Origin of the sequence: Proteus penneri, assembly GCF_003144535.1 — a bacterium.
Lineage (GTDB): Bacteria > Pseudomonadota > Gammaproteobacteria > Enterobacterales > Enterobacteriaceae > Proteus > Proteus penneri.
Genome location: NZ_PHFJ01000003.1, coordinates 210,919 through 237,108 on the forward strand (window position 1 = coordinate 210,919; position 26,190 = coordinate 237,108).

A 26,190-nucleotide genomic window follows, 5' to 3' on the forward strand; every position below is an offset into this window, starting at 1 on the left:
CCTTATTTATCTGATGAAATCATTAATTCAAGAACAAGCCGATGCAATTTGACATCCGCTTCATACCCAAAGACCGCATTCATTCGTTGTGCAAATGGGATTGCCTCGATAATCTGAGCCTCGATTTTTTTACGCAAGACCATGAGAGGTTGTGGTTGTGGCGCATACACATCAAGTTGCACGCGATAGTTATCTAAATCCATATCCTCCAGCGCACTGTTAGGCGTGATGCTGGCAAACTGGATCACAATGGCGGGATAATGCCCTTTGCCTTCAGGTAATACCTGAAAAAAAACCCTTCCATCGACAAGCGGTGAAAGGGTCTCTTTTAATTGCTGTATCATGATCTCTACCTTACTTTTTCAATGTCCTCTTTGAGTGTTTGAACAATCACTTTGGCCGTCGCTTCCTTTTTCGCTTCAAAACTGGGCCGCATAAACGGTTGTGCGGGCATCTTGGCGGTGCCAAACTCGACAAACCACCAATAAAACGGATCATTCGGGTTCAATGCCGCACTTTTTCCCGTTGCCTGTTTAAAGGCAGACACCTTTTTACCCGATAATGATTTCACCCAAATGCGCGTTTTAACTTGCCCATTGCGCTGCACTTTCGTTTTAGAACGAATATTGCGCTTGATGGTGCCTTTGCGTCGATGAGGCACCGTTTCCTTAAGAATAGGTACTCGATGTTTGATTTCTTCTTTTAACGCCGAAGCCCCTACATTCATCGCCTTACGCGCGCTTTGATTTCTAGTTTTACGGGCGATGTCTTGCATTCGTTGAGCGAGTTCAGACAATCCACTGATTTTAATTTCACCCATCATTCACGCCCTCTTTGCACATTAATTGAAGCTCACGATGACGCTCATAAGGGTCAATAATCGAAATAATATTAAATATTCGCTTACCCCATACAATACGCATCGAAGTATCAATATCAGCGATATAACGAATAAGAATTCGTGTTGTGGCCTCACTTTGTACTTGCTGGGCTTGAAAATATTCCCGCCCTTGATAAGGCATGATCGCTGCACGTACTTTTGTCGCATGATCCGTCCAAATCACATCACTGCCACTGATGGCATCGGGCGCTAATACTGATTTTTGAATATGAATAGTGTGGCGTAATCGTCCAGGATCCATTAACTACCTCGCCAATTTCGACAAAGCAGTAACAATCGTTCTACTGCTTTATTTTCATATAACGGAATTTCACTTTGGCTGGTTCGATGTTCAAACATATCCCCCAGCACTAAGAGCATTGCCGATTTCACTTCATAAGGGATATCATCGGGTGATTTCCATGCTGGTTCATCACGATCATCACCGCTGTATTCGAGATGCTGTTTTAATAAAGAAAGAGGAATGACATCTAAGATATTCATGATGTAATACGGGATAGTTACCTACCCCGACCTATTACTTAAGCACTTCTTCCAGACGTTGGGAAAGTCCCTTTGATTAAGGCTTGAGGGCGATAATGGGCTAATGCTAAACGTTCTTCACACAAAATGGTCAGCATATTCTTCACGAAATTATCACGATCTTCTCGACTCACTTCGATAACTGCATTCATTCGATCCCATACTTGAGACGCCAAATCAAATGCACCAACAGTAAACTCACCTTGTTTTTGTGCTTTTGTTGGAACAACAGGTAATCCCCACATTACATTTGAAGTAAACGCTTGTGGACCACCAAAAATATAACGCCCTTCTTTATCTTTCATTAACGCAATGGCATGCCAATCACGAGGATTTAAAATAATACCAGAGGCGCTAAATTCAGATTCTGTTACCTGATAAATGGCATGAGCAATCAGGTCAGCATGCGTGTCACCCGTAGCACTCAACGTGGTATCATAGGCCGTGGCAACATGATTAATCCCCGTCAAATTATCCGCAGTACCGTCACCATTGAGTAATTGCTCCTCTTCCACTAACGCTAAGCCATACAATAAGCGGTTATTAACGTAAGACTGTAACTGCACAGCATCATCCATCACTTGGCGAGACGCTTGGATCCAATGAGCAATAGTGATCACATTTGCCGTTTGTTTTTCAAAAGTCAGATTAGATTCTGGTTTTTGTGCCTTTTCTTTCACAGGTGCCGCGCTATTGGTAAACAATTTTTCGCGTACATATTCCAGTGAGTTACTGGAAATACGACCTTGTGCTAATAAATCGCGGATAACTAAACGACGCATACCCGGCATAATAATACCCGGTACTTGCATCGGCTGAATGAGAACTCCGGCTGAACTCACATCACTGCCTAATGATTTATTAAACGTTTTCACTTCATAAGAAGCCTGACTCCCATTCCATGATTTTGTCAGCGCTTCTGCTGCTCGCTCAGAAAAATCTTTTTTCACATTAGGATCATCAGCACTCGTTGCCCCTTTCTGCTCTAAATCAAACAGACGCTCACCGGCTTTTTTTAATTCCTCTTGAACTAAGGCTAAATCTGTTTGTAATTGCTTTGAAACTACGCCAGTAGCTTCAATTTCTTTCTTCTGTGCATCGAAAAGCTCTTGCACCTTTTTTTGTGATCCTTCGATGGCTTCTTGGATAATAGCTAAGTCAGACATATTCTATCCTTTCAGATTAAATGCATTAATTTGGTTAACAATAGATGCGACTAGGGATTGTTGAGTGTCATCGGACTCACTCCGAATAGCGGATTTGAAGCGGGAAATAAAACCGACTGCTTCTGATTTTGATAAACCGGCTGACTCTCTCAGCCAATCCTCAATATCTCGGATCGTTAATAACCCATCAATGCTCTTGAGTGATGAAACCTGTGCTTGGTCATTAGCGGGAAATGTACAAATACTAATTTCACGTAACAGGGAGATATTTTTAAAAATACGACCTGAAGGTGTTCGCTCAAAGTCATTACGCAGACAACCGAATCCGATAGAAAGCCCGTCAACCGTGCCATGCTTCATTGCCGCTTTTAGATCTTGAGCCGCACTATGACCGGGTGTCAGTTGTCCTCTTACACGTAATCCTTTTTGATCTTCCTCCATGTACTCCCATTTCCCCACAGGAAGCTCCCAGACTCGATGGTTATAAAACATAGCGACTTTTTGTTTTTGCTTATCTAAAACATGCTTAAACGCACCGGGTAAAATAATGTCACCATCGGAATCTTGATGACTAAATACAGAGGCATAACCTTCGAAAACGCCTTGTGTGCCATCACCCGTAAATTTGATTTCCGCTTCATCAAAATTCAGTGTTTTTCTAATATCAGGCATTGAACCCCCATAAATAATTAAGCCCCACTTTCGTGAGGCTCTTTATTGAGTTGGTTAATCGGTAAATATTGTGCTTGCCGGTAAGCGACATCTCCACCTTCAAGAGGAGGATAATTATCGAGCCGTCGCATTTCATTAATAGTTCTTAGCCCCGATTCTCCCATCGCTTTCATAAACGCGGCGCGTGAAGTAGAATCGCCTCGCAATAATCCATCAAGGTTATGTTCAGCATGGTATTTTCCCACTTCGGGGGGTTTTAGAAGCCAACGCGCAATGCAGTTTTCCCATCGGGAGATATAGGGTTGTAAGGTATATTGAAGAAAACCTAAGTTTTGTTGCTCAATACCTGTTCCCCAACTTGTTGATTTTTCAACATCACCGACTAAGTGCGGTGGAACACCAAAGAAACGCGCTAATTCACTGACTTGAAATTTTCGGGAAGACATTGTTTCTGCATCTTGAGGACTAACGCCAATATCTTGTGCTTGAAATCCCCCTTCTAAGATCCACAATCGTTTTTTAACGGGGCCACCCGCAATTTCTTTGAAATTCTCTTCAAGTTGGCTACGTTGCTCTTTATTTAATACCTTATCGCCCGTTGTCAGAATTTTAGGAGACTTAGCCCCATTAGCGTAAAACTCACGTTGTTGATCTTCCATCGCAACGGCCGTGCTTGCTGTCTTACACGCATAAGCAATAGGCGACAATCCAACTAACCCATTAAAACCAAACCCTTTTAAATGAAAAATTTCATGTTGTTTAAATTTCGCAAATTCATGATCACGCTGATATTTATAGATAATATTCCTCCCCTCCATGCGCACATCCATATTGGCAGACAACAGAGGAAGCAAGCTGATCACATCACCGACTTTATTTCGCTCAATCAACGCGAAAGCATTACCATAAAAGCAAAGCTGCATAGTCATTGCCTCTCGGAATTCTTGAGCCGTCATATATTGATTGGGCGAATATCGCAGTAATCGAGCCAATGGGTGACTTAAATCGACTTTGGTTCTATTTCCCTGTTTATCCGTTTCGAACACATCCAGTGGCAAACAAGCCGTTAACGTCGAAATTAAGCTAACACAACGCCAAACCGTTGATATTTGGAGTATTCGCTCATCATTTACAGAAGAACCACCAAGTGAGCCTTGCGCTGAGATAACGCCTGATTGTGAACCTTGTTCAGGTGTCACGAGTCTTCCCCCAACGAAGAAGGAAGCCAGACGCGCAAACCAACCATGATTAGTGCGCAAATCGATTGAATATTGTTTATCTGTCATCACATACTCAATGGGTTAGAGAAAAAATCATCAAGGTTGCCATTATCAACCTCACCTTCCGCAGCACCAATCGCCATTGCAGAGGCCACCACACCATCGATTCGACCGGTGCTTTTTTTCTTGGCAAAGACGCGGTTATCTTTTTGGTCAGCCTCAAGCACAGCGGATGCAGCATTCCATCTCAAACAAGGATTGGTGTGGATCTCAATCTTCTTGTCATCAATGAGCTGTTCAAACAGTTCGATAGAGTGTGGCATCCACAGCCCTGAATCTTTGGCTTTGTAATATCCTTGTCCATGCGGAGTTAAAGGAACCGTCACACCCGCGTCATCGAGTTTGGGTTCAAGGTATTTAATGCGATAAGGGTCAAAGGCAATGGCTCTCATGCTGACGTGCATCGCCATTTCAGCAATGCGTTCTGCCACAAATTCATATCTCACCGCATTCCCTGGCGTGGTATGCATAAAACCTTGCCTTACCCATAAGTCGTAAGGCACTCGGTCGGTTTTCGCTCTATCCAATAAGGTGTCTTTGGGTGTCCAAAATTCGACATAAAGACGTTTGAGACTAGGAAAATACAAGGCTAATGCGGTTAAATCTTTGGTTCCCGATAAGTCCAGTCCGCCATAACACTCTTCACCTTGAAGGTCATCGAATGTGAACGTGTTTTCACACTGCATCCATGTTTCACTGTTAATCCACGGATTATCGGCATCCACCCACTGACAAAAATTAAGCCGACGCACAATGCTTTCTTTCGCGGGCATACCTCGGGCTTGTGTCACTTGCTCGCGTAAATAGCGATCAGAAAAGGTGTAGCCCAATGACGGATTGGCTTTCCCCCAGCAAGACTCATCCTTAAAGGGATCATCGCCCTCATCCAGTGAGCAAATATAGGAAAAGAAACTGTCGTCTTCGATAGTACCTTCGGCGACTTTTCGTCCGTATTCATGATAGTCATAACACACGCTGGTTTTATCATGGCCACTATTGGTGATCATAAATATCAAGGCTTGTCGCCGACCTTTTGTGCCCGCTCGCATCATCTCAACGGCGGTATTATTTTTGTGCTCATGAATTTCATCAATCAGCGCACAATGGGGACGAGGCCCTGATTGCCCATCATCCGAACTAATCGGGCGAAAGAATGAACTCGTTTTCAAATAAGCCAAATTCCACTCTTTGCCTGTTCCGCCTGATTTGGTGATCCGCTGACTTAATGCGGGAGATTGATCAACCATCGCCACCGCATCACGAAACAAAATCATGGCTTGGTCTTTTTTCGTGGCTGCCGCATACACTTCGGCACGCGGTTCACTGTCGGCGACTAAACAATACAGCCCAACGCCACCTGCCATCGGGGATTTTCCTGAACCTTTACCTGATTCAACGTACACCATGCGAAATCGGCGTGTGCCGTCTGTCATTTTCCAGCCAAAAATAGAGCCAATCACAAAGCATTGCCAAGGCAATAAAATAAACGGTTTCCCTTCATGCTCCCCGCCATTGAGCTTTAAGACTTTCGCGAAAAAGTCGATCACCCTTTTGACAGCCTCAACATCCCAGACTAATCCTCGTTGCTCGGCTTCATTTAAGTCTTTGAGATGACGTGCACATGCATGACGAATATCAGGCCCCGCTAAGATTTTGCCTTGATGCACGTCTTGCGCGTATTGCGTTGCGGGATCAACCGAAATATTGGTTGAGCGGATCTTCCTCTTCTTCTCCACCATCCATCTTCACCTTCGAACGAGCGGCGGGGGTTAAACCAAACTCGACTAAATAACTTTTAAAACGGCGATCTGCATCAGCCAACATGGCAACGGCAGGATTCGCTTTAATTAAAAAATCCCCTAATTGCGTTTTTGTGGTGTATGTCCGACCTTCAATGGCAATGGTGTCTCGCAATTGAAGAATATCAGCGTAGATATCACACAGCCGTTCTAATGCCAGCGTGTCAGCCACGGTTAAAACGCCCATTCCATCGAGTAATAAGGTTAATTTTGCCCACGCCATTTTCCCCCAATCCGTTAAATGTTCGGGTGGGCTTGGAATTTCACGTTTGGGTTGGGGTTCTTTATCGTTGAGTTTTCGTTTTCCCGGATTACCAGTGACCACCTTCAAGTGGGTCGGTTTCGGGCGTCTTCCTGCCATCGGAACCTCCCAGAAAAAAACTTTTCATTTCGCGGTTGTGCACACAAATGAGGGCGCTAGGTAATCAGGGCGAAAGTGTTTGAACTTTTACCCCGCCCCCACCCTGTATTTCATGGTGTTATTGATGCCAATGAGAATTGGGATCGAGTGGAATGCCATCCGCATTACAGCCAATGACTTTGCCACTCTTTTCAATACGTTGTTTGGTTGAGTTATGATGCAGTTCGCATAAGCTTTGAAAGTTTTTTGTGTCCCAGAATAAGGCTTGAGCTTTTGCGATACGTTCTTTATCACCTGATTCAAGCGCTTCTTTAAGACGATGCGGAATAATGTGGTCAACTACTGTGGCAGCAGTAATGCGCCCTTGCTCTTGGCACATAACACAGAGCGGATGTTCATTAAGAAACGCTAATCTCACTTTAGCCCAGCGACCACCATAGACATTGCGTTTTTTCATGGTTTATCTCATTACAAATTTTCCCCAATAAAAAAGCCACCAGCGGTTAACTGATGGTTATATAAATAAATTTTATCAATATTACTCAGTGAATAAATTTATAAGGTCTTATATAATTCGTGTAGTAAAAACTCAACTAAGTAACTTTAGTTACGCTATTTACCTCATTTATTGATATAAATGTTATATCTCTGCGATATAATCATTAAATAAAGTTTAAATTAAGTAATGGAATTCAGAAATCTCATTAATTTTAAATAGTAAAATAATTAAATTAAACTTGGACTATTTTTAATTTGTTAAATTAAAATTACACTATAAAAATGAATAAACATACTATTCGTACCAACTGGAAGTATCAACATTAATATTATTGACATCCACAGTAATATCATTTGGGTTATTAACAGATACATATATTTCAATAGAAAATGGATAGTTTGATGGTAGTGATGTAAAGTCCTCGCTTCCACCATATTCTTGACTCACATACACAGTACCATCAACATAAATAGAGATAAATCTATCATTAATAGTAGAAATATTAAGCTCTTCTGGAGATGTTTGTTCTATAATTACATTTTCAGCTAAGATTGATAAATCATCAGGAAAATTATTAACAACCGCTTCAAAAACAGTAGGCTCCAAGTTACTTTCTACCGCAGAAATAACAAGTTCTTCTATTGAAGATAATTCATCTATGACATTTTTTGATAATTGAATAATATTTTTCATATCTTCAAAAAATTTCTTCGGGCATGGTTTAAAGGATTTTTCATTTATATGTGTATACTTATTAAAAAAACGGAATTTACCCAAGTATTCACTAATAGTTAAATTTAAATCCTCAAGTGAGTATTCATCAAAAAAATCATCTGATAAAAATCCTTGAGCACAAAACTTAAGCTTTTGTCTTCTTGTTACTTCAAATTTATCACTTTCTACCTGATACCAGCTAGTCGCTTTAACTTTATCATTAGGAGCTCTTCTTTCAATAATAGATAGAACCAATTCTCTCATTGAAAATGCAAAATTATGGAATCTCAATGGATTACCATGAGAACAATAATTCCTCAGGCTTCCAATAAATAATTCTTTTTCAAAATTAGTGACTAATACTTTTTGAAAATCAATAATAAAATCATATTCGAGTAACTTTTTTAGTTTCATTACAATTATTCTCTATTGAATTGAATATTATCTTTCCAATATATCAAACAACAGCAAATAATAATACTAACCTACCCAATTAAGATAATAATTTATATCCATTATTTTGATAATGAAATTTATATAATAATCTCTATTTAACCTTATACCTCCTATTTTGATTAGATGTATTTTTCATTGGACACACTCCGCTCTAATGTAATCCTGCAACCCTTTAATCATTTGCTCTGACTCTGCAATTCGCTCTCTGAGTAACCAATAATTCCGGATAGCGGTGTCAGTAGGTCTGGCGGTGGTTGCATAAGCCAAGCTGGTGGCGGGATCACTTGTACTCTTTGGACACTCGGCTTTGATATACACCCGCTCAGGATGACGCTCACTAATATCACGCAAGTGGCTAATTTCATTCTTGGCATTCGCTAACTCCTGCATATATTGAATATCCAACTGATTTAATCGCATTATGCGCGCTTGATAATCAGTATTAATAGACTTCTGTTCTTCGAGAGCCACGGCCAGTTTTTTGTTGGTATCTGTCAGTGAATTAATCCTATTAGCTTGCCAGTTAATCACCCAGTAACTACCCACAATAATGCCTACCAACGCAATGATGGCATAGAGTTTCCCGTATTTCATGATTAGTACCGATGATGTGAGAGTGCAATCTGACAGCGTTTTTCTAAACTAACTTGGTCTTTAGTACATGAGTTATCAATCAAGAGATAAATGCCACCAGCGACTGTAATGAGTAATGCAAGGATAAAGCTGATAATGATGATTAAAGGTTTCCATGACATAGTGCTGACTCCGCCTCTCGACGACTGACAAGCCCTCGCCAAACCTTTCCGCCTGCATATACCCAACGTTTCATTTCTTCACAGGCACCCGCTCTATCACCAACATTTAGTTTCTTAAGTAATGTTGAACGAGCAAATGCTGTCGTTCCCACATTAAAAGCAAAAGAATATAAAGCGGCTTTAGTATGGTCATTGAGTGGTACTTTGATTAATGCATCGACTTGCTGTTGTGTCTTAATAAAATCGTTTTGTAATAACGCATCACATTCTTGTTGTGTGTATGTCTTACCTTGAATAATGTCTTTGCCTGTGTGCCCATAACAAACCGTCAAAACACCAGCCACATCACGATAAGGTTCATAACGCACACCTTCAAAATGGGCTATTACTACTAATGCGATGGCTGTTGCTCCCGCAGTTGTTAGCGCCGCTATTTTCTGTTTGAAAGACATTAAATATCCTTTGGCGCTTTTACCATTAATTCAGCAAGCCTTTTTAACGTTTCGGTCGGGTTTTGTGGATCAACATGACGGACAAGCTCTTCAAATAATTGAGTGCGTTTTCGTTGCTCTCGACGAGTCATAAAATAAGTAGCTAAACCTAGAACCATGCTAAACGCCATCCCGATAACAAATCCCCATTCATATAATGAGAGACTGGCAAAAAATGCCGTTAGGCCTGCGGTTCCGTAAGTAACATTGGTTAATTTTTCCATACGCATAGTCACCCCCAGAGGAGTGTCCGTTGATGATTAGTGTGAGAAAGTTAAAAGTGAAAATATAAGACTTAATTAATTTAATGATCCAGCCCAATGTGGTTGGCTGAATGAATGATCACAGGCTATTCAAGAATTCAGTGGGAGCATTAAAAATATTCAGGTGCTCGCAAATAACCAAACATTCCAACTAATCGAAATTCCTTTCATAAAGAGAACATTCCAAATTAAATATCTCATCTTTATATCTTTGAATAACGCTACTTATAACCTCCTGTTGTATATCGGTAAAAGAATTCCATATAGCCAATAAAGGTGTATCATGATCCGACCAAGTTTCACCTATAAAAATTTTATCTTTTATCATCGACTTAAAAATATCATTATCCTCCGTATTCACTTCTGATACATTATTATCAGGTAGGCGCCCAATAACGCAGGCTATATGGCCATTAGGATCTGCCAATCCAATGGTTTCATTTTTTATTTTCATACAAAGTCCTATGAGGAAAGAATGAATACTAAAATATTTGAAAAATTATTTCTTGCCGATGATAAAACTCGAAATGCTGTATTAACAATTTGTGAGACCGATACTCCCCTCGTCTCAGTTTTAACACTACATTTAACTTGTGAAAATTTTTTAGAAGCTTTTATATCAGCTCATCTAAATATTGAGGATTTGTTTGCAGAAAAACCAGAAAATATTAACGATGTTAGATTTAGAATGTCCTTTGAACATAAAAATAAGCTAGCTCAGCGATTAGGTATGCCAAAACAAGCATATGATGCTTTTTGTCATATTGATCAGATAAGAAATCAGTTTGCACATAAATTATTACATGCGGAAATACCCGCAGATAGAATAAATAAACTTTGCACTCTTATCGATTCAATACGCTCTTCAGAACAAGAATTAAAATTAGAAGATGAAGGTATACACTATTCCCCTTCTAATGCAAAAAAAACATTTACCTATCGAATGTCTGATCCCGATATTCCTCAAACGTTAAAACTTTGCATCACATACTTCTCATTAATAAGAAGAGTCTCGATGATGTATCAATAATTATAAAAACCTACTTATAAAATAGTATGTAATTTGCCATAAACTCTTATAACTAAAAATATGAACTCTCTGGAGTTTCGGGAGAGTTCAACCTGTAAGAGCTAATTACAAATCGACATATTTATTTTTTGCTCTGTTTACTCAAAGTATCAAACAGCTTTCGACACATTAAGTGCCCTTAATAAACCTTCAGGCAATTGCTCTTCCAGTGAAGCATTAGAAACAATCACAAGACCATACATAGATATCCATGTATTCGTTTGTTGTAAGTGTCCTTGAATAAATTGCTTCGCTTTCTCTAACAAATAAACACAGCTCTCTTGTGTATTTTTGCGCCAATAAGATTCAATCGCCACCAGCAATGGGTCGCCTGCATCATTAATCTTTTGTGTGCCGATTCGATATTGCTTTTTACCTGCGGGAGATGTCGTGCAAATTAGTTGTGTCAGTTGTTGAGTTTCACCATCAGCCGTATGGATATTCGCCGTTAAAATGGCTGAAGTATTCATTTCACTGTCTGTTTCTGAGGCATAGTGAAGACTAAACTGTAATTCGCTTATCTCTTTTGACATAACATTTACCGATTTATTTAGTTAATAAGGTGCCGACTCACAGCTCTTGTGTGAACGGTATAAGTGGGTGTTGATTCTGTGGTCGGCGTAGATGAAAAGGCTACAAAGTAACCTTATTTAATTTATGGTTGAATATATTAATGAGAATAATTATCATTACATATGTATCAAATTTGACAGGTCTGATACGAATTAGTACGACATGACTTACATTGCTTCTTGCGTTTATTTTATATGCCGATATGACTCCTAGCGTATCGGCATTTTTTTATTGTGTGTTGTGTAATCTCTTGTACTTACAATTTACATGTATCCGTTCAACGCCAAAAAACGAATATAGGTAAGGTCAAAAATGGAGTGACTAGACTCCTCTATCTTATTCGAGGTGCAATTCACTAAAACACAACTTTTATTACTATTGATATAAGTTAGAATTAAACTACTTTCAACTTTTGATGGTTGTTTATATGTTTAACCTTAGTCCTGCTATGCTCGGGTTCCTTGGTGGTGCCGTTGCTATCGGATTTCCACTTTTATTTAATTTGCTCAAAGAAATAGCTTTTGATCGGAAAAAGATGACAGTAGAACGCAATTATATTGGTGTTCAGCTTGTATTTATTTTGGATAAATTTGTTAGTGAATGTGCAGAAGTTTCATGGGATAGAGGGTTTGATGAAACCTATCATGAACCTGACTCCCCTGAATGTTTAAGCCCTCGAGTCGAACCTCCCATCTTCGATATGAGTACAGTGAGGGGTGAGTACAAATACCTTGAACCAGCACTCATTTACAAATTGCAATCCATCGATATTGAATTATTGAAAATCAAACAAGAACTTCAAGAAATGACATCTGATCTAAATTTTGGTCCAGAATTTATGGATCGCTATATTTTGTTAAGACGTGAACGTTATACAGATCTAGGATTGCACGTTAATCAATTATCAGAAGATATCCGTGATAAATTGAAAATAGATTCTGATCATGGATGGAAACCTAAAGATAGCTTGCTTAGAAGCAAGAAACAGATTCTCCGTATCAAATCAAAATCAGCTTTCAACAAAAAGTTAAAAAAAGCTGAACGGATGATGCACTCGAAACAACAGCTATTTTAATTATTTCCACATTTTATCTAATTTTTTAGGATACTCTATCGAATGAAGAAAAAGATTTTAAGCTGGCTTGAATTTATTACTATTGGCTTAGCAATAACCTTCGTCTTTCCTGTACATGCTACAACTACTGAAACAATAATCAGGGCAGTGTGTACCTCTGAAAGTGGTTTAAATACAAAATATTATCAGCAAGGTATAGAAGTATGGGGTGGAGATTTCTTTTATGATGGTTCACCAATGGAAAAATGGCTGAGCGCTCAAGACAAAAGATCTGGTGGTTTAGGTGATTATACTTGCTACATCCAGAAAGTAGCGACTCCTTATCCTAAATCTGTGATAGATGCTTTAAAAGCGTCAAAAAATAACTTTAAAAATTAAAATGAACATTGTAACGATATTTCATTACATCAAAATATTTTAAAAAGTAGTCTTATCCTTTAAAAAGAGCAGGTTAACTAATCTTATTACTTAACAAACGAAAAGATTAACTTCTGTGCATAGGAAATAAAATGATCGATGACCCATTACCAGAGAACTGGCAAGACCTCCAGACAGGGGTTCAACGTATATTCCGTAATGTTGGCTTACTTGCAGAAGTTGAGGTCGATTTAGAAACCCCGCGTGGCTCGGTGAATGTGGATGTTCTCGCGACAGATGTTAGGAGCGTGGACAAAATCAGATATATCGTGGAATGCAAAAACTGGGGTAGTTCTATACCACAGACAGTGGTCCATTCGTTCACTACGGTAATGCATGAAACTGGGGCTAACATTGGATTTATTATTTCAAAGCATGGGCTTCAGCGAGGTGCTAAACAGTACACTCAAAACACCAATATTATTGGGATGACATACCTGGAGTTCCAACAAAGGTATTTTGAGGCTTGGTGGTATAGGTACTTTTGTCCACGTATCGGTGATGCTGCAGACGAACCACTTCAGTACGTCGAACCAATCAACTCTAAGCGAGATCGCGAATACGCCAAGCTTAGCCTTCAAGCACAAGAGAAGTTCGATCAGTTAAGGCGAGAGAAAGGTGCATCAGTCATGGTTCTTTCTATGTTCAATTACAAGTTTATGTCAAAAGCATTAAACACTGGCAACTTGCTAGAAGTCCCAAAGAATTTGGATGATTTTAAGACCAGAGTTCTCTCCCAAATTTGTCCTCACATTGAACTGTATTGCGATACGTACAGAGAGCTACTAAAAATCATATTAGAATACTTATCAGACACCAAAGCAGAGTTTGATACAATATTTGGTGGAGCCATCTTTGAACCGCCAATTAGTATAACGGGGATTACTGCTGATGGTCCCCCTTTGGAAGATGGCAGCTATCATCATTAGCTTTCATACATAGCCCATGCTCCCGTATGTCCGCTCTTCGCTCAAACCAGACTGTCCACTCTAATTATGTTCGGCTTACAAATCTTGTGAACTCAACTTTGAATTAGTGAAATTTAAACCCCTCACAAAAACAATTAAGGCTACACATTATGCGTAGCCTTAATCTTATTTACGTTATATAACTCAATTATCTTTTGTCTTTATTTTCTATCGCTATTGTTTGCCGTTTTTCTTCTTCAGGTAATTCATACTCAATAGCAATAGTCAGAAGTCCACTTGATAAATCGGCTTTTTCTATTTTAACATTTTTACCGAGGTCAAATTGCAACGTAAATTGACCTTGAGATATACCTCGGTGGATCCATTTATCATTGTCTTCTTCTGATTTTTCTTCTTTTTTCCCTTCAATCAATAAACGACTTCCTTTTAATGAAACCGATAAGTCATTTTCTTGATATCCAGGCACACTCACCGTCAGTTCATAATGGTTATCATCAATCTGTTTCAGGTTATAAGTCTGAATTGGTGATGCAATAGGCTTACTGCCTGTTAACTGACTAAACAGGCGATCTATCTGATCAAAACGGTTTGAAAGTAAGTTATCAGATAATGTTGGGAATAATGAAAAAGGTTTAATGTTAGGCATATAACTCCTCCTTCAGTATTTAGTGAATTATGGGCGGTCTCTTATTTACCCAAAATATAAATATGAACGAGCAAGTATTTTTCAAGCCCTAAAATCTAAATTTTTTATCTTTAACTAATATGAGATTATAGATAACAAAAAACCCCGCCGAAGCGAGGTTTTGTATATTCAACTATTTAATGCTCAACTCATTTGAGCTGTCATCACACTTTTGCAAAAGATACATTTTGCGCCGTGTGGGTTGTTCACTGTGACATCAAATTGTGATGTTCTATATTGTGAACCGCAACACCTTGGGCATTTAAAATAGAGGCGAATAGTAATAGCGCCTTTAGAGAGCCACCACGTTGCCGGCTGCTGGGCCTTTCATACCATTTTCCATGGTGAATGAAACTTGTTGGCCTTCCGCTAATGTTTTAAAGCTATCACTTTGGATTGCAGAGAAATGTACGAATACATCTTTGCTGCCATCAGCTGGAGTAATAAAACCAAAACCTTTACCTTCATCGAACCATTTTACTGTACCAGTCATTGTATTAGACATAGAATTTCCTTTAATTTATTTAATTTGCCATAAGGCATATGCGGTTTGTTTTGTATTTTTACTTATGGGTATTAATTAGAAGGAATTCACAATGAAGAGGTATCGAGGATAACGCTAAACGGGAACAACTTTAAACTTACTAACATAAATAGGTCTGTACTTCCAAACCAGTGACGCTATTAAGCCATAGAAAAATGCAGATAGCAAACTTTATTTTTTAGCGGTAAATCAGCTTAAGTACCACCAGCTCTCCCCTAATAACTTAACGAAATCTTTAATTGGTAAGATATATGACATTAAAGACTACTCTTATCACAATACTAGATTTTTTGCGTACGCGTTAGTTTTTTTGATCAATTATCTGGGCTAATATGACATAAGTAATTATTATGTATTAGAACAGGAATAATAAAAAAATGGCAACAATTGAAATTAAAAATGTCATTATCCATGAGTTTATAAAGGAAGCAAAGAAACCCGTTGATAAGAGCAAGATGTTTAATTTTAGGGATAGCGTACTAGATCCTAAAAATCAAAATGTCTCAGGATTAGTATCAACGATTACTGGTTTATATGGAAAAAAAGGCAACTCGGCATATTACGGTATCTTTAAAGAAGATACGACCAAACGAGGTCCTATTCCTAATAAATTTGAAGAATATTTCGTATATGGCGATAAAAATATACAAAATTTTATCGACTTTACAGTATCTATAACAAAACAAATAGCAGAGGAAGCTGAAAAGGAAATTTGGTCTTCTGGCGGTTTTTTAATTTATGCCGACTATTTATCTGATGCAACAAGATATTTCATTATAACAATGGTAAAAAATAAGCCTGGAATGCGAATTAGCTCTAAATTAGAGCCCGAAGAGTTAGAACAATTAGATCTATCAAAAATTCATCAAGCCGCAAGAATCAACTTTTCACGTTATGAACAGTACCAAAATTCAGCTAAAGTAGAAAAATCAGATCTAAATTACCTTAGTTTTATAAGCAAAACACCAAACACTAACGCTGCTAGCTATTTTATTACAGCATTAGGATGTGATAAAGGTATATCATCAACAAAAGCCACACAACAATTACCTTATGAAATAAAGAAATTTTTTGAGTCACATGAGGAATTAAAACCATCATCCTTAAACTTTAGAAAAAAAGTTATAGATTATTTAGGTGATAAAATATCCAATAATCAACCAGCCAAGTTATCAGATATTGAGGACATGGCAAAAACACATATGACTAATATAGATGATGAACGAAAAGAAACTCTTGTTAGTCTTCTAATTGAAAGATTAAATAGCGATGAAGTACAAATTCCTTCAGAATTTAATGTGAATAAAGCCGCTTATGAAAAAATGAAAAATATTTCATATAAATCAGCGGGGTTTGGTTATACTTTTGAGAAAAATATGTTGGGAATTAACAAGAGTGCTAGTGTTTGTTATAACCCAAAAGAGAAATCGCTTACTTTCACTAGCTTGCCTGAGTCCGCGCAGTTGGATATTATCAAAGCTCTAAAAGAACAAGGATTAATTCAATAAACTTATAAAATGAACATGTTAGAAGATATTGTTAATTTATACAGAACAACTGGATGCCCAAAATGGAGCAATCGGCGCTTTAATGTGAGCTTAACAACCTATTGTGATTCTTTGCATCATTCCGTTTCCACTCTGTATAATTCATCAATACCTATTCTTGAGGATATTGTTCTTGATGGTAAATTATTCTTACCTAGTGACCCAGATTCCTCCAATATCCCAGAAGAGTGGTCAAAAATAGAGTTAACATGTATTACTCCTTCAAACTCTGAAAACAGGTTTTACTCTTGCATTGATGATTTATTATCAATCAATTCAGTTAAAAAAGGTGTTTTACCTAGATATTATTATTTAGTTGATACAAATTATTTTTCTGAGGATAACAATAAACCAGATGATATTATAAAGCTTAACAAACTATGTGACTTTATCGATAAATTATCTACTTTAGCCCACTATCATGATTCTCGAAATAGTGATGATGACTATAAACTTGTTTTTATTAAAAATAATGAAAACGGAAAGTCAATATCTGCTATCTTAAATATTATTTTGACTAAAGATTTAATCGATATTGAAGATTTTGATTACTCGATTTTGGATTTTTTCAGCGATCCTTCATCAAAAAACACTCCTCATTACCATGAAAAAGTTGGCATTTTCAGAAATACAATTGTGGAATTTGTTTGTGAAAATAAAGTATCGTTTCAAGACATAATAAAAAATTGGAATGATTTCAATAAACTTTATTTAGACAATTTATCAACTTATTTAAATAACTTTTCATTTCATAAGGCTAGAAAAGAGATTGCAGAAGCTGAGGCTAACTTTGCAGAAAAGTTATCTAAAATAACTAGTGATATTGCTGGAAAGATATTATCTATCCCAGTATCGATGGCTGCAACTATTGCAATTTTTAAATTAAATAACATAATCGAAATTAGTTTTGCAACTTTAGGTGTACTTATTACATCTATCTTTATGCATTTAGTCTTAATAAACCAATATAAACAATTAAATAGAGTTATACATGCTAAAGATTTAGTATTTAAGCCATTTGAAAATGATGAAAAAACATATCCACAAGAGTTACATGCTGATGTACAAGAAGCATTAACGAGCTTAGATAAAAATCAAAAATTTACAAAATTTACTCTTATTTGTTTAATAACTATTACATGGATACCTTCAATTACTTCAATAATACTGTTATCTTATTCAGCTATTAAATAATTATGTTAAAATAGAAACTATTCCATTTATAAATCCTAATGCTGTTTGCACTTTTTTTCTTATAGTACCATCTGAGCATTTCTTATATTTAGCTATATTTCTTAATGATATTCTATAAATAAAGTGTAACACTATTATTTCATATTCCTCGTAACAATATTGTTTTAATTTAGCAACACATTTATCTATTAAAATTCCTTCATCATCATTACATTGTGGGTATTTACTTCCAGAATAAGGTAAAACACCTTTAAAACCAGCAGCTATATTAGGCCAGTCAATATTACTATTATCGGCAACGGCCCATGCCCCCCATTTACTAACTAAATCATGAATATCAAAGTCTCTCATACTAATACTCCCCGTGCCGTATACACGTTAAACCAATGCTCCCATTCCTAATGAACGGTTTAAAAAAGAAAATAACAATTCGATTTGATTGCCGTAAGTGGCTTCCCACAATTTGGGATCACGATGTAACTCGTCATGATGAATGCGACATAATGGAATAGTGAATAAGTCATGGGCTTTCGTTCCCATGCCTCCCATACCATGGCCGATGATATGATGTGGATCATCAGCTTGTTGTCCGCAAACACAACAAGGCTGTGTTTTTACCCATTGAAGCCACTGGGAATTTTCCCAACGGCGCATTTTAGGTTTAAGAAGAAATGAGGCTGGAGGTTCAGGATCGACAGTCACATTAATAACGGGTTTTATGGCATCTAAACGCGCATTCATTGCTGATAGTGCTGTCACTTCATTTGGAACAATATCAGCTTCAGGAAAACCGCCATGCACCCTACGCTCTTTAGTTTTATCAGGCCAATTTAGAATACGGCGCAATATAGCATCAGGTAATTTATCAACCAGTTTATGCATCACAGCAAAAGCAAAAAAATCAGGTATCGTCAGCGAATGGCTATCATCTAATCTCAAACGACTGCGAATAGTGTCTATCATCCAAGCAATACGATTTTTATACGCTAATTCAGCAACCCACCCCGCCGATGAATTGCGAATATGATTATCATGATACCAACAAGTCCGTATCACACCGTCTTTATGCCATGTGGTTGTTAATTCATGATGATGATAACTGTCATGTTCATCGTTGATCTGGCAGCAATGGATATTTCTGCCTATCCACATATTCATCGATACCAGCCCGCCCATAGCTTGGATCACTTTTTCATTATTCAAAAAGTCAATAATGTCCTTGTTATTCAATAATGGTTGTTCGTTCCCTGTTAATGCACCAGAAGGCCATTTATTTAAACTCTTTGGTACATCACTAATAATCACACGAGAATGTTGTTTAAGTTGCTCAAGCAACTCCGCTTCAGGCTTCAATAAAACAACACCAAGATCGGACTGAATATAGGGTGTTAATAATAATTTCATACACTCACCTGTTTATTCAGCATCACCATACGGATCAATTCATCCGTTTTACTTTCAAAGAAATGGGGTTGAGTTTCACGAGGATTATTAGGGCTGGTCATGTTCTTCCCAAACTGACAACCTCGAGCAGTCACAGACCAGAACTCTTTCACTTTGTTTGCGGTTTTCGTACTTGGACGAGATAAACGTTCAACAATGCCAAGATCGGCTAATCGTTTATAAGCTTGTTGCGCTGAAATAGGTAATTGGTGTTTTCTAATCAGTGTTGATAAAGCTACTGTTGGACGACTTGAACCATCCATTGAACCAATTGGTGCATCAATCGCATACACAGGGGCTAATTCGGGTAAGCCTGCCATGACTTGTAATTTTTGATACGCCCCTAATTTTGAAGAGTTTGAGAAATTCAGGCTCTTGGCCATCGATTCAAGCAATATGACTCCAGCTTGAACTTTATCGGCTAACTTTTCGTCGTGTTGCTGTGTTATCAATGCATCAAAAGTACGGATCACTTTTAAATGAAATGAAGGACTTATCCACATTGCATAGGCATACACTAATTCTTTGCAAACATACGTTCCTTGGTTAAGCCCACCAACAATGGTCACAATGGGAACCGCTCCTGTGATCTCAGGAGCGGTTGAAATTTCATCAACCAACTCTTTAGTTTGAGTCAAAGCACTCCAATTCGACGGTTGATGCCGTTTTTCACCACCTGAGACTCGATGAAGGTCATTTAAACAATAACGCCCTGCGGTATCTCGACGAATTTGAACACCATCAATAACAATTAGTCCATTCATGTTATTTTTCTCCACTCTCGTTTATAGCAAAACTTCCTGAGCAACTTGTTCCGCGACTTGTTGCCAAATACCTCGCCACGCAGCTAAACCTGCAACCTCATTCATTCGGCCTAGACCATTTTTCTTTGCCTGAATAGCGGCTAATTCTTGGATTTTATTTTTAGGTTTCCAACCCGTACCCCAGATAAGCCGGAATGTTTCATCACGCTCTACGGAATCGATTGTGATTTTTTTCTTACCCGCCAAACGTAAGGTTAAATCATCCCATTGAGCCCTGAGTGTACGAGGACACTGAACATTCTTTTTCCAAAAATCATCTTGCGTAATTCGTTTATAGAACTGGCAAATTTCTTTGTGAGTATGCCCATCAATCGTTGTCATTAAGCGAATATCATTAGCCCAATCAGTGAAATTTGGCTCTTTAGGCGTTTTTAATCCCATCTCTTGAAACACTTCGCATTTACGACTGAATAGCCATTTAGCGCACTTCAAATCGTCAGCGGAGCCCCATTTTTGAAAGTTGGCGCTGTAAATCACAGCTTCAGGATAACGAGTTAAAAAATCATTTTTGGGCTGGTCGCTGGATTCGCCAGAATTCTGCGACGAAGAATGGTTTATTGATGGATCATATTTTGAAGTTACTGATGGATCGCCCTCAGGAGCTGGCGGTTCAAAATCCCTATTTTTGCTCGATTTTGAGGGAACAGAATTTGATGCAACAAATTTTGATGGGTCAACTCCTGATGCGTCAAATTTTGACACGTCAGATTTTGTTGGTTGAGAAAGCGCTTTCTTTGCTGATTGGTATAGTTTCTCTACATTCAGCTGATAGATATTGCTTGCGTTGCGATTGCCTTTTCTACGCTTTTCACTGGTTAACCACCCTTCTTTTTCCAACTGTTTTATTGCCGTGCGCACCGTGCTTTCACCCGCACCAATTTGACGTGCAATCGTCACAACCGAAGGCCAACAAATACCTTCATCATTAGAAAAATCAGCTAATCTTGCCATGATAGCGACTGATGTGAGTTTTAAACCTGCATGGGCGCAACCATCCCAAACATAACTAGATAATTTAACACTCATAAGAGGCCTCACTTAACTCGGGTATATCTCTCTTTAAATCTTTGAACCGGCTCGCATTGTTCGTATTCACAACCATCAATCATAAAAATAACGCGCTGTTTTTCTCGATCATAACGGATGACATGAACAAGGAGCCCTCGAGGGTTTCTGTAATAGCGATCAAGACGATTGGGATCTTCATTTCGCATTGCATTTTCCTCCACTCAAGAAATAGAAATCAGCCCATGACTTTTTCAGTGTCCTCTTATCTACCAAATCGATATTTTTTCGGTAGTTATGTGATCGATTGTCACTCGGTATGCTTTCTACATAGCGAAATGTTCCCTCTTTAGTTAAGGGTAAACAGCGAAATTGCTTTTTAGGTATTAAATGCGCTAATCTACTCATGCTTATTTCTCTTCACATCATTGAAATTGGCAATCGAAGCCAGAGGCCGTATACCTTTGGCTTCACCCTTTCTTAGTCGCTTCCTGTTTTTCACCGTATAACACTTTCAGTGAATCCAAGAACCCAATTGCATACGCAAAAACTTTCCCTGCTTTTCGATAAATACGCCCTATTTCTTCATCCGTTAAAACACCATCAACAAGGCTTTCTTGAATTAAAACGGCGAGTGAACCTTGCATAGCAGCCAATGTCATTCGCATATCAAATAGCTCTACTTGATCTATCTTTTCTGCTTCTATTTTTGGTAATGCACTCATGCCATGACGTTCTAGGTGATATTCCACCAGCAACTTAGTGCCCGAAATGTCTTCCATAGCTTCTTGTTCATCAATATCAAAGAAACGACAGCCATTTTTTTCATATAACTTGTTATTAAACGTATCGAGTGACATGCCTAAAGCCCCTGCCATAGCAGAACGTCCACCCGGCAGTGCTTTGCACATTTCTTTAATAACTTCTTTAATTGAATGTTTGCTCATATCTACCTGCTCTATCTTTTATTGGTAGTTAATTGCCTTATGCTGTTTTGGTATTTTTTCTATAAAGTTCAGGGTTATATTTAAGTTTTCCCTCAGTTAGTAAGTCAGCTTCAATTGCTCGATTTTTAGGTATTAATTGACCTGGTCTTTTCTTCCATTGATAAAAGGCTTCTGGCGTAATTTTAAAAAAACTAGCGACTTTGCTAGCATCACCAAAGTAAACTTCAACTTCATTAGTTGTCATAAGCACCTCCAATATAAGTTTTATTAGATATTAAAATATAAGTTTTCTTTTATCAATAAAAACTAAGATAACTTAGTTAAAAACTAACCTCGGAATGAAAATGGATACTGTTGGAAGCAGAATAAAAAAGCTTCGTAAGACAACCAAGACGACACAAAATGAACTAGGGAAATACTGTGGCGTATCGGGTGTTGCGGTTGGCTATTGGGAAAAAGATCTTAATTTGCCAAATGGTGATGCTCTAATAAAGCTTGCTCAATTTTTTAATACAACTGAGTCTTACATCCTTTACGGCATATCATCGAAGGAAAATATTTCTGTGATTACAACAATGAGAAAACTTCCCGTTTTGTCATATGTACAAGCAGATAAATTCACTGAATACCTAGCAACAGAGATTTATGATGAAACGTTGGAATATCTAGAAACTTCTTTAAAGGTATCACCTTCAAGCTTTGCCCTTACAGTAAGAGGTGATTCGATGACTAATCCCTCGGGTATGCCTTCTATTCCAGAAGGTGCAAAAGTTATTGTTGATCCCGCAGCAGAGGTAATTAGTGGCAAAATTGTAGTCGCTCGCCTTACAGGAAGTGACGAGGTAACAATTAAAAAATTAATTATTGATGGCCCTAATAAATACCTATCTCCACTCAATCCCCGCTATCCAAACATCCCGATCAATGGCAATTGTGAAATTGTTGGTGTTGTAAAGGGTGTTCAGTACGAATTGTAATCTCACCATCACACAAATCTAAATTTACTTAGATTTGTGTTGACATAAAATATAAGTTTTATTAGATTTAATTCTAACAAAACTTAGTATTAGATGAAGAGTCTTTCCCACTTCATAGAAAACAGCAGAAACCGCCACAACTTGAGGTAAGCAATAATCAAGTTCAATAATTGAAACATAAAAAATAAGTCTTTATTTACCATTAACCAACATCAGGGAAATTTAATCTCGATTAATTCGAGAGGGATCTTTATTACTTAAATTATGTGGAGAGAATAATGTCTTATATTGCAACAGCAACAAATAAGCACTTCTATTACCTCGATGTACGGATCGAGGATATAGATATTCAAGACATTGCGACGGGTTTAGCTAATGAATGTCGCTTTAATGGGCAGATTGATAATTTCTATTCTGTTGCTCAACACTCGGTATATGTCAGCTATTTAGTTGCTCCTGAATATGCTTTAGAAGCCTTACTTCATGATGCCAGTGAGGCCTATGTAAAAGATCTGCCATCACCGCTTAAAAAGCTATTACCTGAATATAAGGAGATAGAAAAAAGAATTGATACTGTTATTCGTCAAAAATATAACTTGCCACCCGTTATATCGGACGCTGTGCATTTAGCCGACTTAATGATGTTAGCAACTGAAAAACGAGATTTAGAAATTGATGTGGGTAGCAATTGGCTAATGCTTGAAAGTATTCCTACGAGTGATTTTATTGTTAATCCATTAACCCCACTACAAGCCAAAGTTTTATTTTTACGTAGATTTAATGAATTAAATAAAAGGAGCTAAATAAACAGTTCTAAAAAGTTTAAATAAATACCACCAGCATTATTAACGTCTATTTAAACTGTATACGGCAGTATGGAGAGAAAACATGTCAAGAATGGTGACTCTTGAAGCGTGGGCAAGGTTGGAATTTGGAGATGCTTCTCCTTGCATGACGGTATTACAAAAATACGCAAAGAATAACCTTATTGCACCACCTGCAATGAAAGTTGGCCGCAAGTGGATGGTTGATAGAGAAGCTCGTTATGTGGGTTATCTATCTCTCCCTCAAATTCCTACTAAATCAACGGAACGACTTAAGAGGATAATTACAGATGGCTGCCCGACCACGAACCCATAAAATTATTATCCCTAATCTATATCGAAAGCTAGATAAACGTAACGGCAAGATTTATTGGCAATATAAACATCCCATCACCGGTAAATTTCATAGCTTAGGCACCGACGAGCAAGAAGCGAGAGAAACCGCCATTCAAGCCAATACAATTATTGCTGAACAACATACTCGACAGTTATTAAGTATTAATGAACGGTTATCAAAAATTAAGACAAATAAGTCTGAAATATCTGTCGATATATGGATGGATAAATATTTAGATATTCAAAAAGAAAGATTAGATATCGGTGAATTAAAAATTAATTCTTATCGACAAAAGATGAAACCTATTAATTTATTCCGTCAGTATTGTGGTACGAAAATATTAAAAGAGATAACCGCTTTAGATATTGCTGAAATAATAGATTCCATCAAAGTATTAGGACATTCAAGAATGGCTCAGGTCGTTCGCATGGTGCTTATTGATGTATTTAAAGAAGCTCAACATGCTGGCTATGTTCCGCCTGGTTACAATCCCGCGAAAGCAACTAAACAACCACGGAACAGGGTGAAAAGAGAACGCATGACATTGGAAGAATGGCGCACTATTTATCAGCAAGCTAAAAATCACCCTCCTTATTTGCAATGTGGCATGTTGCTGGCTTTAACCACAGGTCAGCGGATCGGTGATATCTGTAAAATGAAATTCTCTGATATTTGGGATGACATGCTACATATACAGCAAGAGAAAACGGGGAGTAAGTTAGCCATCCCTCTCTCGCTAAAATGTGAAGCTATCAATCTCTCCTTAAGGGATGTCGTTGCTCAATGTCGTGACGCGGTTGTAAGTAAATATCTCGTGCATTATCGGCATACCACCGCACAAGCGAAACGAGGTGAACAAGTCACACCAAATACATTAACCACAACGTTTAAAAAAGCACGAGATAAATGTGGGTTAACTTGGGAAAAAGGTACTGCACCTACTTTCCATGAACAACGTTCTTTATCCGAGCGACTTTATCGAGAACAAGGAATTAATACACAAAAATTATTGGGGCATAAAACACAAAATATGACTGATAAATACCACGATGATAGAGGCAAAGAATGGCAAAGTATTGCTGTTTAATTGAACAGTTTTGGGGAAGAGTTTTGGGGATATTTTGGGGATATTTTGGGGAAGAATTTTATAGTACAAAAAATAAACGGGAACTAATAAGCTCCCGTTAACTATTTATCAAATCAACAATTACATATGTTTGATAATCGCGTCACCAAACTCGCTACATTTCAGTAATTTAGCGCCTTCTAACTGACGTTCGAAATCATAAGTTACAGTCTTAGCAGCAATCGCACCTTCCATACCTTTAATGATTAAGTCAGCCGCTTCTGTCCAACCCATGTGGCGTAGCAGTAACACCTAAATTATCACTTACTTTATTAATTTGTAGGGTATATTTCATTCATTACTTTCTTATTTTTAGTTTTGTAGGGTTAATTAAACAATTTATATTAATCATGCTTGTAACTTAACTTTGCTACCTTAAGTACAAAGTTAATTTGTAAAGGCTGAGTACAATGAATAAAAAATATATTGAGGTTGCTAAGTTATTACACGCTATTTTTCAACAATATCATGAGCGGATGGATTTACCATTTTTCTGTACTTATCCTCTAAATTGTTGCCAAGGTACTTCAATTATATTAGGACAACTTATCCTAGACTTACACCCAAATGCTAAAGTCACTATTGTTAAAGGTAGTTCTCGTAAAGATGATAATCATCATTACTGGCTTGAAGTTGATAAAAAGATTTTTGATTTAACTGTTGAGCAGTTTGTATCTTGGATGGATAAAAAATATCACTGCCTTTATTCGCCAATATATGGTGAAAAAAAGCACCTTTCCTTATTTAAGTTACGAATATTAGCTTGAACATCTATATCGTAACGGAAAGGTGTTT

General features: G+C 37.7%; 38 protein-coding genes and 1 pseudogene. 11 read left to right on the plus strand and 28 right to left on the minus strand.

The genetic code is table 11. From position 1 onward, the window contains the following. Positions 1 to 2: 2 nt before the first annotated feature. From gp17 to CUB63_RS05930, 16 genes are all read right to left on the minus strand, one after another. Positions 3 to 344: a tail completion protein gp17 gene (gene gp17, locus CUB63_RS05860; RefSeq protein ID WP_109847652.1), complete on the minus strand. Its 342-nt coding sequence runs from the start codon at positions 342 to 344 to the stop codon at positions 3 to 5. A gap of 5 nt (positions 345 to 349) precedes the next feature. Continuing rightward, complete coding sequence (locus CUB63_RS05865; RefSeq protein WP_087802806.1) at positions 350 to 823, minus strand: HK97-gp10 family putative phage morphogenesis protein; 474 nt, start codon at positions 821 to 823, stop codon at positions 350 to 352. Beyond that, positions 813 to 1,142 carry a phage head closure protein gene (locus CUB63_RS05870; protein WP_075672647.1) on the minus strand — a complete coding sequence of 110 codons (330 nt, stop codon included), beginning with the start codon at positions 1,140 to 1,142 and terminating at the stop codon, positions 813 to 815. Before CUB63_RS05870 ends, CUB63_RS05865 begins: the two co-directional genes overlap by 11 nt. Next, positions 1,142 to 1,384: a head-tail connector protein gene (locus CUB63_RS05875; RefSeq protein ID WP_109847653.1), complete on the minus strand. Its 243-nt coding sequence runs from the start codon at positions 1,382 to 1,384 to the stop codon at positions 1,142 to 1,144. Before CUB63_RS05875 ends, CUB63_RS05870 begins: the two co-directional genes overlap by 1 nt. A 38-nt stretch (positions 1,385 to 1,422) precedes the next feature. Beyond that, complete coding sequence (locus CUB63_RS05880) at positions 1,423 to 2,589, minus strand: phage major capsid protein (RefSeq protein ID WP_109847654.1); 1,167 nt, start codon at positions 2,587 to 2,589, stop codon at positions 1,423 to 1,425. Between the two features lie 3 nt (positions 2,590 to 2,592). Continuing rightward, positions 2,593 to 3,261: an HK97 family phage prohead protease gene (locus tag CUB63_RS05885; RefSeq protein WP_004242476.1), complete on the minus strand. Its 669-nt coding sequence runs from the start codon at positions 3,259 to 3,261 to the stop codon at positions 2,593 to 2,595. Between the two features lie 17 nt (positions 3,262 to 3,278). Next, a complete protein-coding gene (locus tag CUB63_RS05890; protein WP_109847655.1) occupies positions 3,279 to 4,547 on the minus strand; it encodes a phage portal protein in 1,269 nt (422 codons plus the stop codon). After that, positions 4,547 to 6,280, minus strand: a complete 1,734-nt coding sequence (locus tag CUB63_RS05895; protein WP_109847656.1) for a terminase large subunit — start codon at positions 6,278 to 6,280, stop codon at positions 4,547 to 4,549. Before CUB63_RS05895 ends, CUB63_RS05890 begins: the two co-directional genes overlap by 1 nt. Then, positions 6,234 to 6,701: a phage terminase small subunit P27 family gene (locus tag CUB63_RS05900; RefSeq protein WP_006537822.1), complete on the minus strand. Its 468-nt coding sequence runs from the start codon at positions 6,699 to 6,701 to the stop codon at positions 6,234 to 6,236. Before CUB63_RS05900 ends, CUB63_RS05895 begins: the two co-directional genes overlap by 47 nt. A gap of 118 nt (positions 6,702 to 6,819) precedes the next feature. Beyond that, a complete protein-coding gene (locus CUB63_RS05905; RefSeq protein ID WP_004242468.1) occupies positions 6,820 to 7,158 on the minus strand; it encodes an HNH endonuclease in 339 nt (112 codons plus the stop codon). 336 nt (positions 7,159 to 7,494) lie between these two features. Beyond that, on the minus strand, positions 7,495 to 8,328 hold the full coding sequence (locus CUB63_RS05910) for a pPIWI-associating nuclease domain-containing protein (RefSeq protein ID WP_109847657.1): 834 nt from the start codon (positions 8,326 to 8,328) through the stop codon (positions 7,495 to 7,497). A gap of 174 nt (positions 8,329 to 8,502) precedes the next feature. Next, positions 8,503 to 8,964: a lysis protein gene (locus CUB63_RS05915; protein ID WP_109847658.1), complete on the minus strand. Its 462-nt coding sequence runs from the start codon at positions 8,962 to 8,964 to the stop codon at positions 8,503 to 8,505. Between the two features lie 2 nt (positions 8,965 to 8,966). Continuing rightward, on the minus strand, positions 8,967 to 9,125 hold the full coding sequence (locus tag CUB63_RS17560; RefSeq protein ID WP_004244729.1) for a hypothetical protein: 159 nt from the start codon (positions 9,123 to 9,125) through the stop codon (positions 8,967 to 8,969). Continuing rightward, entirely contained in the window at positions 9,107 to 9,577 is a 471-nt protein-coding gene (locus tag CUB63_RS05920; RefSeq protein ID WP_109847659.1) for a lysozyme, read from the minus strand. Before CUB63_RS05920 ends, CUB63_RS17560 begins: the two co-directional genes overlap by 19 nt. Further along, positions 9,577 to 9,846: a phage holin family protein gene (locus CUB63_RS05925; protein WP_046334538.1), complete on the minus strand. Its 270-nt coding sequence runs from the start codon at positions 9,844 to 9,846 to the stop codon at positions 9,577 to 9,579. The genes CUB63_RS05920 and CUB63_RS05925 overlap by 1 nt, the downstream gene beginning before the upstream one ends. Before the next feature lie 184 nt (positions 9,847 to 10,030). After that, positions 10,031 to 10,333, minus strand: coding sequence for a hypothetical protein (locus CUB63_RS05930; protein WP_109409337.1), 303 nt, complete (start codon positions 10,331 to 10,333; stop codon positions 10,031 to 10,033). A gap of 21 nt (positions 10,334 to 10,354) precedes the next feature. Here CUB63_RS05930 and CUB63_RS05935 point away from each other — a divergent pair, with 21 nt between their 5' ends. Next, positions 10,355 to 10,909 carry a hypothetical protein gene (locus CUB63_RS05935; RefSeq protein WP_109847660.1) on the plus strand — a complete coding sequence of 185 codons (555 nt, stop codon included), beginning with the start codon at positions 10,355 to 10,357 and terminating at the stop codon, positions 10,907 to 10,909. 149 nt (positions 10,910 to 11,058) lie between these two features. On the opposite strand, the gene CUB63_RS05940 is transcribed toward CUB63_RS05935, so the two are convergent. Next, positions 11,059 to 11,481 carry a hypothetical protein gene (locus tag CUB63_RS05940; protein ID WP_109409339.1) on the minus strand — a complete coding sequence of 141 codons (423 nt, stop codon included), beginning with the start codon at positions 11,479 to 11,481 and terminating at the stop codon, positions 11,059 to 11,061. A gap of 467 nt (positions 11,482 to 11,948) precedes the next feature. Between CUB63_RS05940 and CUB63_RS05945 the strand changes: the two genes are divergently transcribed. The 3 genes from CUB63_RS05945 (at position 11,949) to CUB63_RS05955 (ending at position 13,942) form a co-directional block, all read left to right on the plus strand. Then, entirely contained in the window at positions 11,949 to 12,596 is a 648-nt protein-coding gene (locus CUB63_RS05945) for a hypothetical protein (protein WP_109847661.1), read from the plus strand. 42 nt (positions 12,597 to 12,638) lie between these two features. Further along, positions 12,639 to 12,974: a hypothetical protein gene (locus CUB63_RS05950; RefSeq protein ID WP_109847662.1), complete on the plus strand. Its 336-nt coding sequence runs from the start codon at positions 12,639 to 12,641 to the stop codon at positions 12,972 to 12,974. A gap of 131 nt (positions 12,975 to 13,105) precedes the next feature. Next, a complete protein-coding gene (locus CUB63_RS05955) occupies positions 13,106 to 13,942 on the plus strand; it encodes a restriction endonuclease (protein WP_109847663.1) in 837 nt (278 codons plus the stop codon). Positions 13,943 to 14,129: 187 nt separating this feature from the next. Here the strand turns inward: CUB63_RS05955 and CUB63_RS05960 are convergent, their stop codons facing one another. From CUB63_RS05960 to cspE, 3 genes are all read right to left on the minus strand, one after another. After that, complete coding sequence (locus CUB63_RS05960; protein ID WP_109847664.1) at positions 14,130 to 14,588, minus strand: Hsp20 family protein; 459 nt, start codon at positions 14,586 to 14,588, stop codon at positions 14,130 to 14,132. Positions 14,589 to 14,771: 183 nt separating this feature from the next. Beyond that, entirely contained in the window at positions 14,772 to 14,912 is a 141-nt protein-coding gene (gene ymcF, locus CUB63_RS17710; protein ID WP_420902344.1) for a cold shock small protein YmcF, read from the minus strand. Between the two features lie 7 nt (positions 14,913 to 14,919). Continuing rightward, positions 14,920 to 15,132: a transcription antiterminator/RNA stability regulator CspE gene (gene cspE / locus CUB63_RS05965; protein WP_004244726.1), complete on the minus strand. Its 213-nt coding sequence runs from the start codon at positions 15,130 to 15,132 to the stop codon at positions 14,920 to 14,922. A 416-nt stretch (positions 15,133 to 15,548) separates the two neighbouring features. On the opposite strand from cspE, the gene CUB63_RS05970 reads away from it, so the two are divergent. Both CUB63_RS05970 and CUB63_RS05975 read left to right on the plus strand, forming a co-directional pair. Further along, positions 15,549 to 16,679 (plus strand): nucleoid-associated protein, encoded by a 1,131-nt coding sequence (locus tag CUB63_RS05970; RefSeq protein WP_109847665.1) that lies wholly within the window; start codon positions 15,549 to 15,551, stop codon positions 16,677 to 16,679. Between the two features lie 15 nt (positions 16,680 to 16,694). Continuing rightward, the gene (locus CUB63_RS05975; protein ID WP_109847666.1) at positions 16,695 to 17,912 is read left to right on the plus strand and encodes a hypothetical protein; all 1,218 of its coding nucleotides are present in this window, start codon (positions 16,695 to 16,697) and stop codon (positions 17,910 to 17,912) included. On the opposite strand, the gene CUB63_RS05980 is transcribed toward CUB63_RS05975, so the two are convergent. The 7 genes from CUB63_RS05980 to CUB63_RS06015 form a co-directional block, all read right to left on the minus strand. Then, positions 17,913 to 18,263: an antiterminator Q family protein gene (locus tag CUB63_RS05980; RefSeq protein ID WP_109847667.1), complete on the minus strand. Its 351-nt coding sequence runs from the start codon at positions 18,261 to 18,263 to the stop codon at positions 17,913 to 17,915. A gap of 27 nt (positions 18,264 to 18,290) precedes the next feature. Then, positions 18,291 to 19,316, minus strand: coding sequence for a DUF968 domain-containing protein (locus CUB63_RS05985; protein ID WP_109847668.1), 1,026 nt, complete (start codon positions 19,314 to 19,316; stop codon positions 18,291 to 18,293). Continuing rightward, on the minus strand, positions 19,313 to 20,119 hold the full coding sequence (locus tag CUB63_RS05990; protein WP_109847669.1) for a KilA-N domain-containing protein: 807 nt from the start codon (positions 20,117 to 20,119) through the stop codon (positions 19,313 to 19,315). Before CUB63_RS05990 ends, CUB63_RS05985 begins: the two co-directional genes overlap by 4 nt. Positions 20,120 to 20,140: 21 nt before the next feature. Next, positions 20,141 to 21,205 (minus strand): helix-turn-helix domain-containing protein, encoded by a 1,065-nt coding sequence (locus CUB63_RS17715; protein WP_223805433.1) that lies wholly within the window; start codon positions 21,203 to 21,205, stop codon positions 20,141 to 20,143. 8 nt (positions 21,206 to 21,213) lie between these two features. Further along, positions 21,214 to 21,393, minus strand: coding sequence for a DUF4222 domain-containing protein (locus tag CUB63_RS06005; RefSeq protein ID WP_017628377.1), 180 nt, complete (start codon positions 21,391 to 21,393; stop codon positions 21,214 to 21,216). A gap of 261 nt (positions 21,394 to 21,654) precedes the next feature. Next, complete coding sequence (locus CUB63_RS06010) at positions 21,655 to 22,131, minus strand: YmfL family putative regulatory protein (protein ID WP_036976726.1); 477 nt, start codon at positions 22,129 to 22,131, stop codon at positions 21,655 to 21,657. A gap of 37 nt (positions 22,132 to 22,168) precedes the next feature. Further along, positions 22,169 to 22,375, minus strand: coding sequence for a Cro/CI family transcriptional regulator (locus CUB63_RS06015; protein WP_006537203.1), 207 nt, complete (start codon positions 22,373 to 22,375; stop codon positions 22,169 to 22,171). Positions 22,376 to 22,475: 100 nt separating this feature from the next. Between CUB63_RS06015 and CUB63_RS06020 the strand changes: the two genes are divergently transcribed. From CUB63_RS06020 to CUB63_RS06035, 4 genes are all read left to right on the plus strand, one after another. Next, positions 22,476 to 23,108, plus strand: a complete 633-nt coding sequence (locus tag CUB63_RS06020; RefSeq protein ID WP_109847670.1) for a LexA family protein — start codon at positions 22,476 to 22,478, stop codon at positions 23,106 to 23,108. A 278-nt stretch (positions 23,109 to 23,386) separates the two neighbouring features. Continuing rightward, positions 23,387 to 23,911 (plus strand): hypothetical protein, encoded by a 525-nt coding sequence (locus CUB63_RS06025; RefSeq protein WP_109847671.1) that lies wholly within the window; start codon positions 23,387 to 23,389, stop codon positions 23,909 to 23,911. Positions 23,912 to 23,996: 85 nt separating this feature from the next. Next, positions 23,997 to 24,248 (plus strand): excisionase, encoded by a 252-nt coding sequence (locus CUB63_RS06030; RefSeq protein WP_017628380.1) that lies wholly within the window; start codon positions 23,997 to 23,999, stop codon positions 24,246 to 24,248. Next, on the plus strand, positions 24,223 to 25,356 hold the full coding sequence (locus CUB63_RS06035; RefSeq protein ID WP_109847672.1) for a site-specific integrase: 1,134 nt from the start codon (positions 24,223 to 24,225) through the stop codon (positions 25,354 to 25,356). Before CUB63_RS06030 ends, CUB63_RS06035 begins: the two co-directional genes overlap by 26 nt. 120 nt (positions 25,357 to 25,476) lie before the next feature. Here the strand turns inward: CUB63_RS06035 and CUB63_RS06040 are convergent. Further along, a pseudogene (locus tag CUB63_RS06040) lies at positions 25,477 to 25,644 on the minus strand (isocitrate/isopropylmalate family dehydrogenase); the annotation flags it as partial. 161 nt (positions 25,645 to 25,805) lie between these two features. On the opposite strand from CUB63_RS06040, the gene CUB63_RS06045 reads away from it, so the two are divergent. Continuing rightward, the gene (locus CUB63_RS06045; protein ID WP_109399552.1) at positions 25,806 to 26,162 is read left to right on the plus strand and encodes a hypothetical protein; all 357 of its coding nucleotides are present in this window, start codon (positions 25,806 to 25,808) and stop codon (positions 26,160 to 26,162) included. The last annotated feature ends 28 nt before the right edge of the window (positions 26,163 to 26,190 follow it).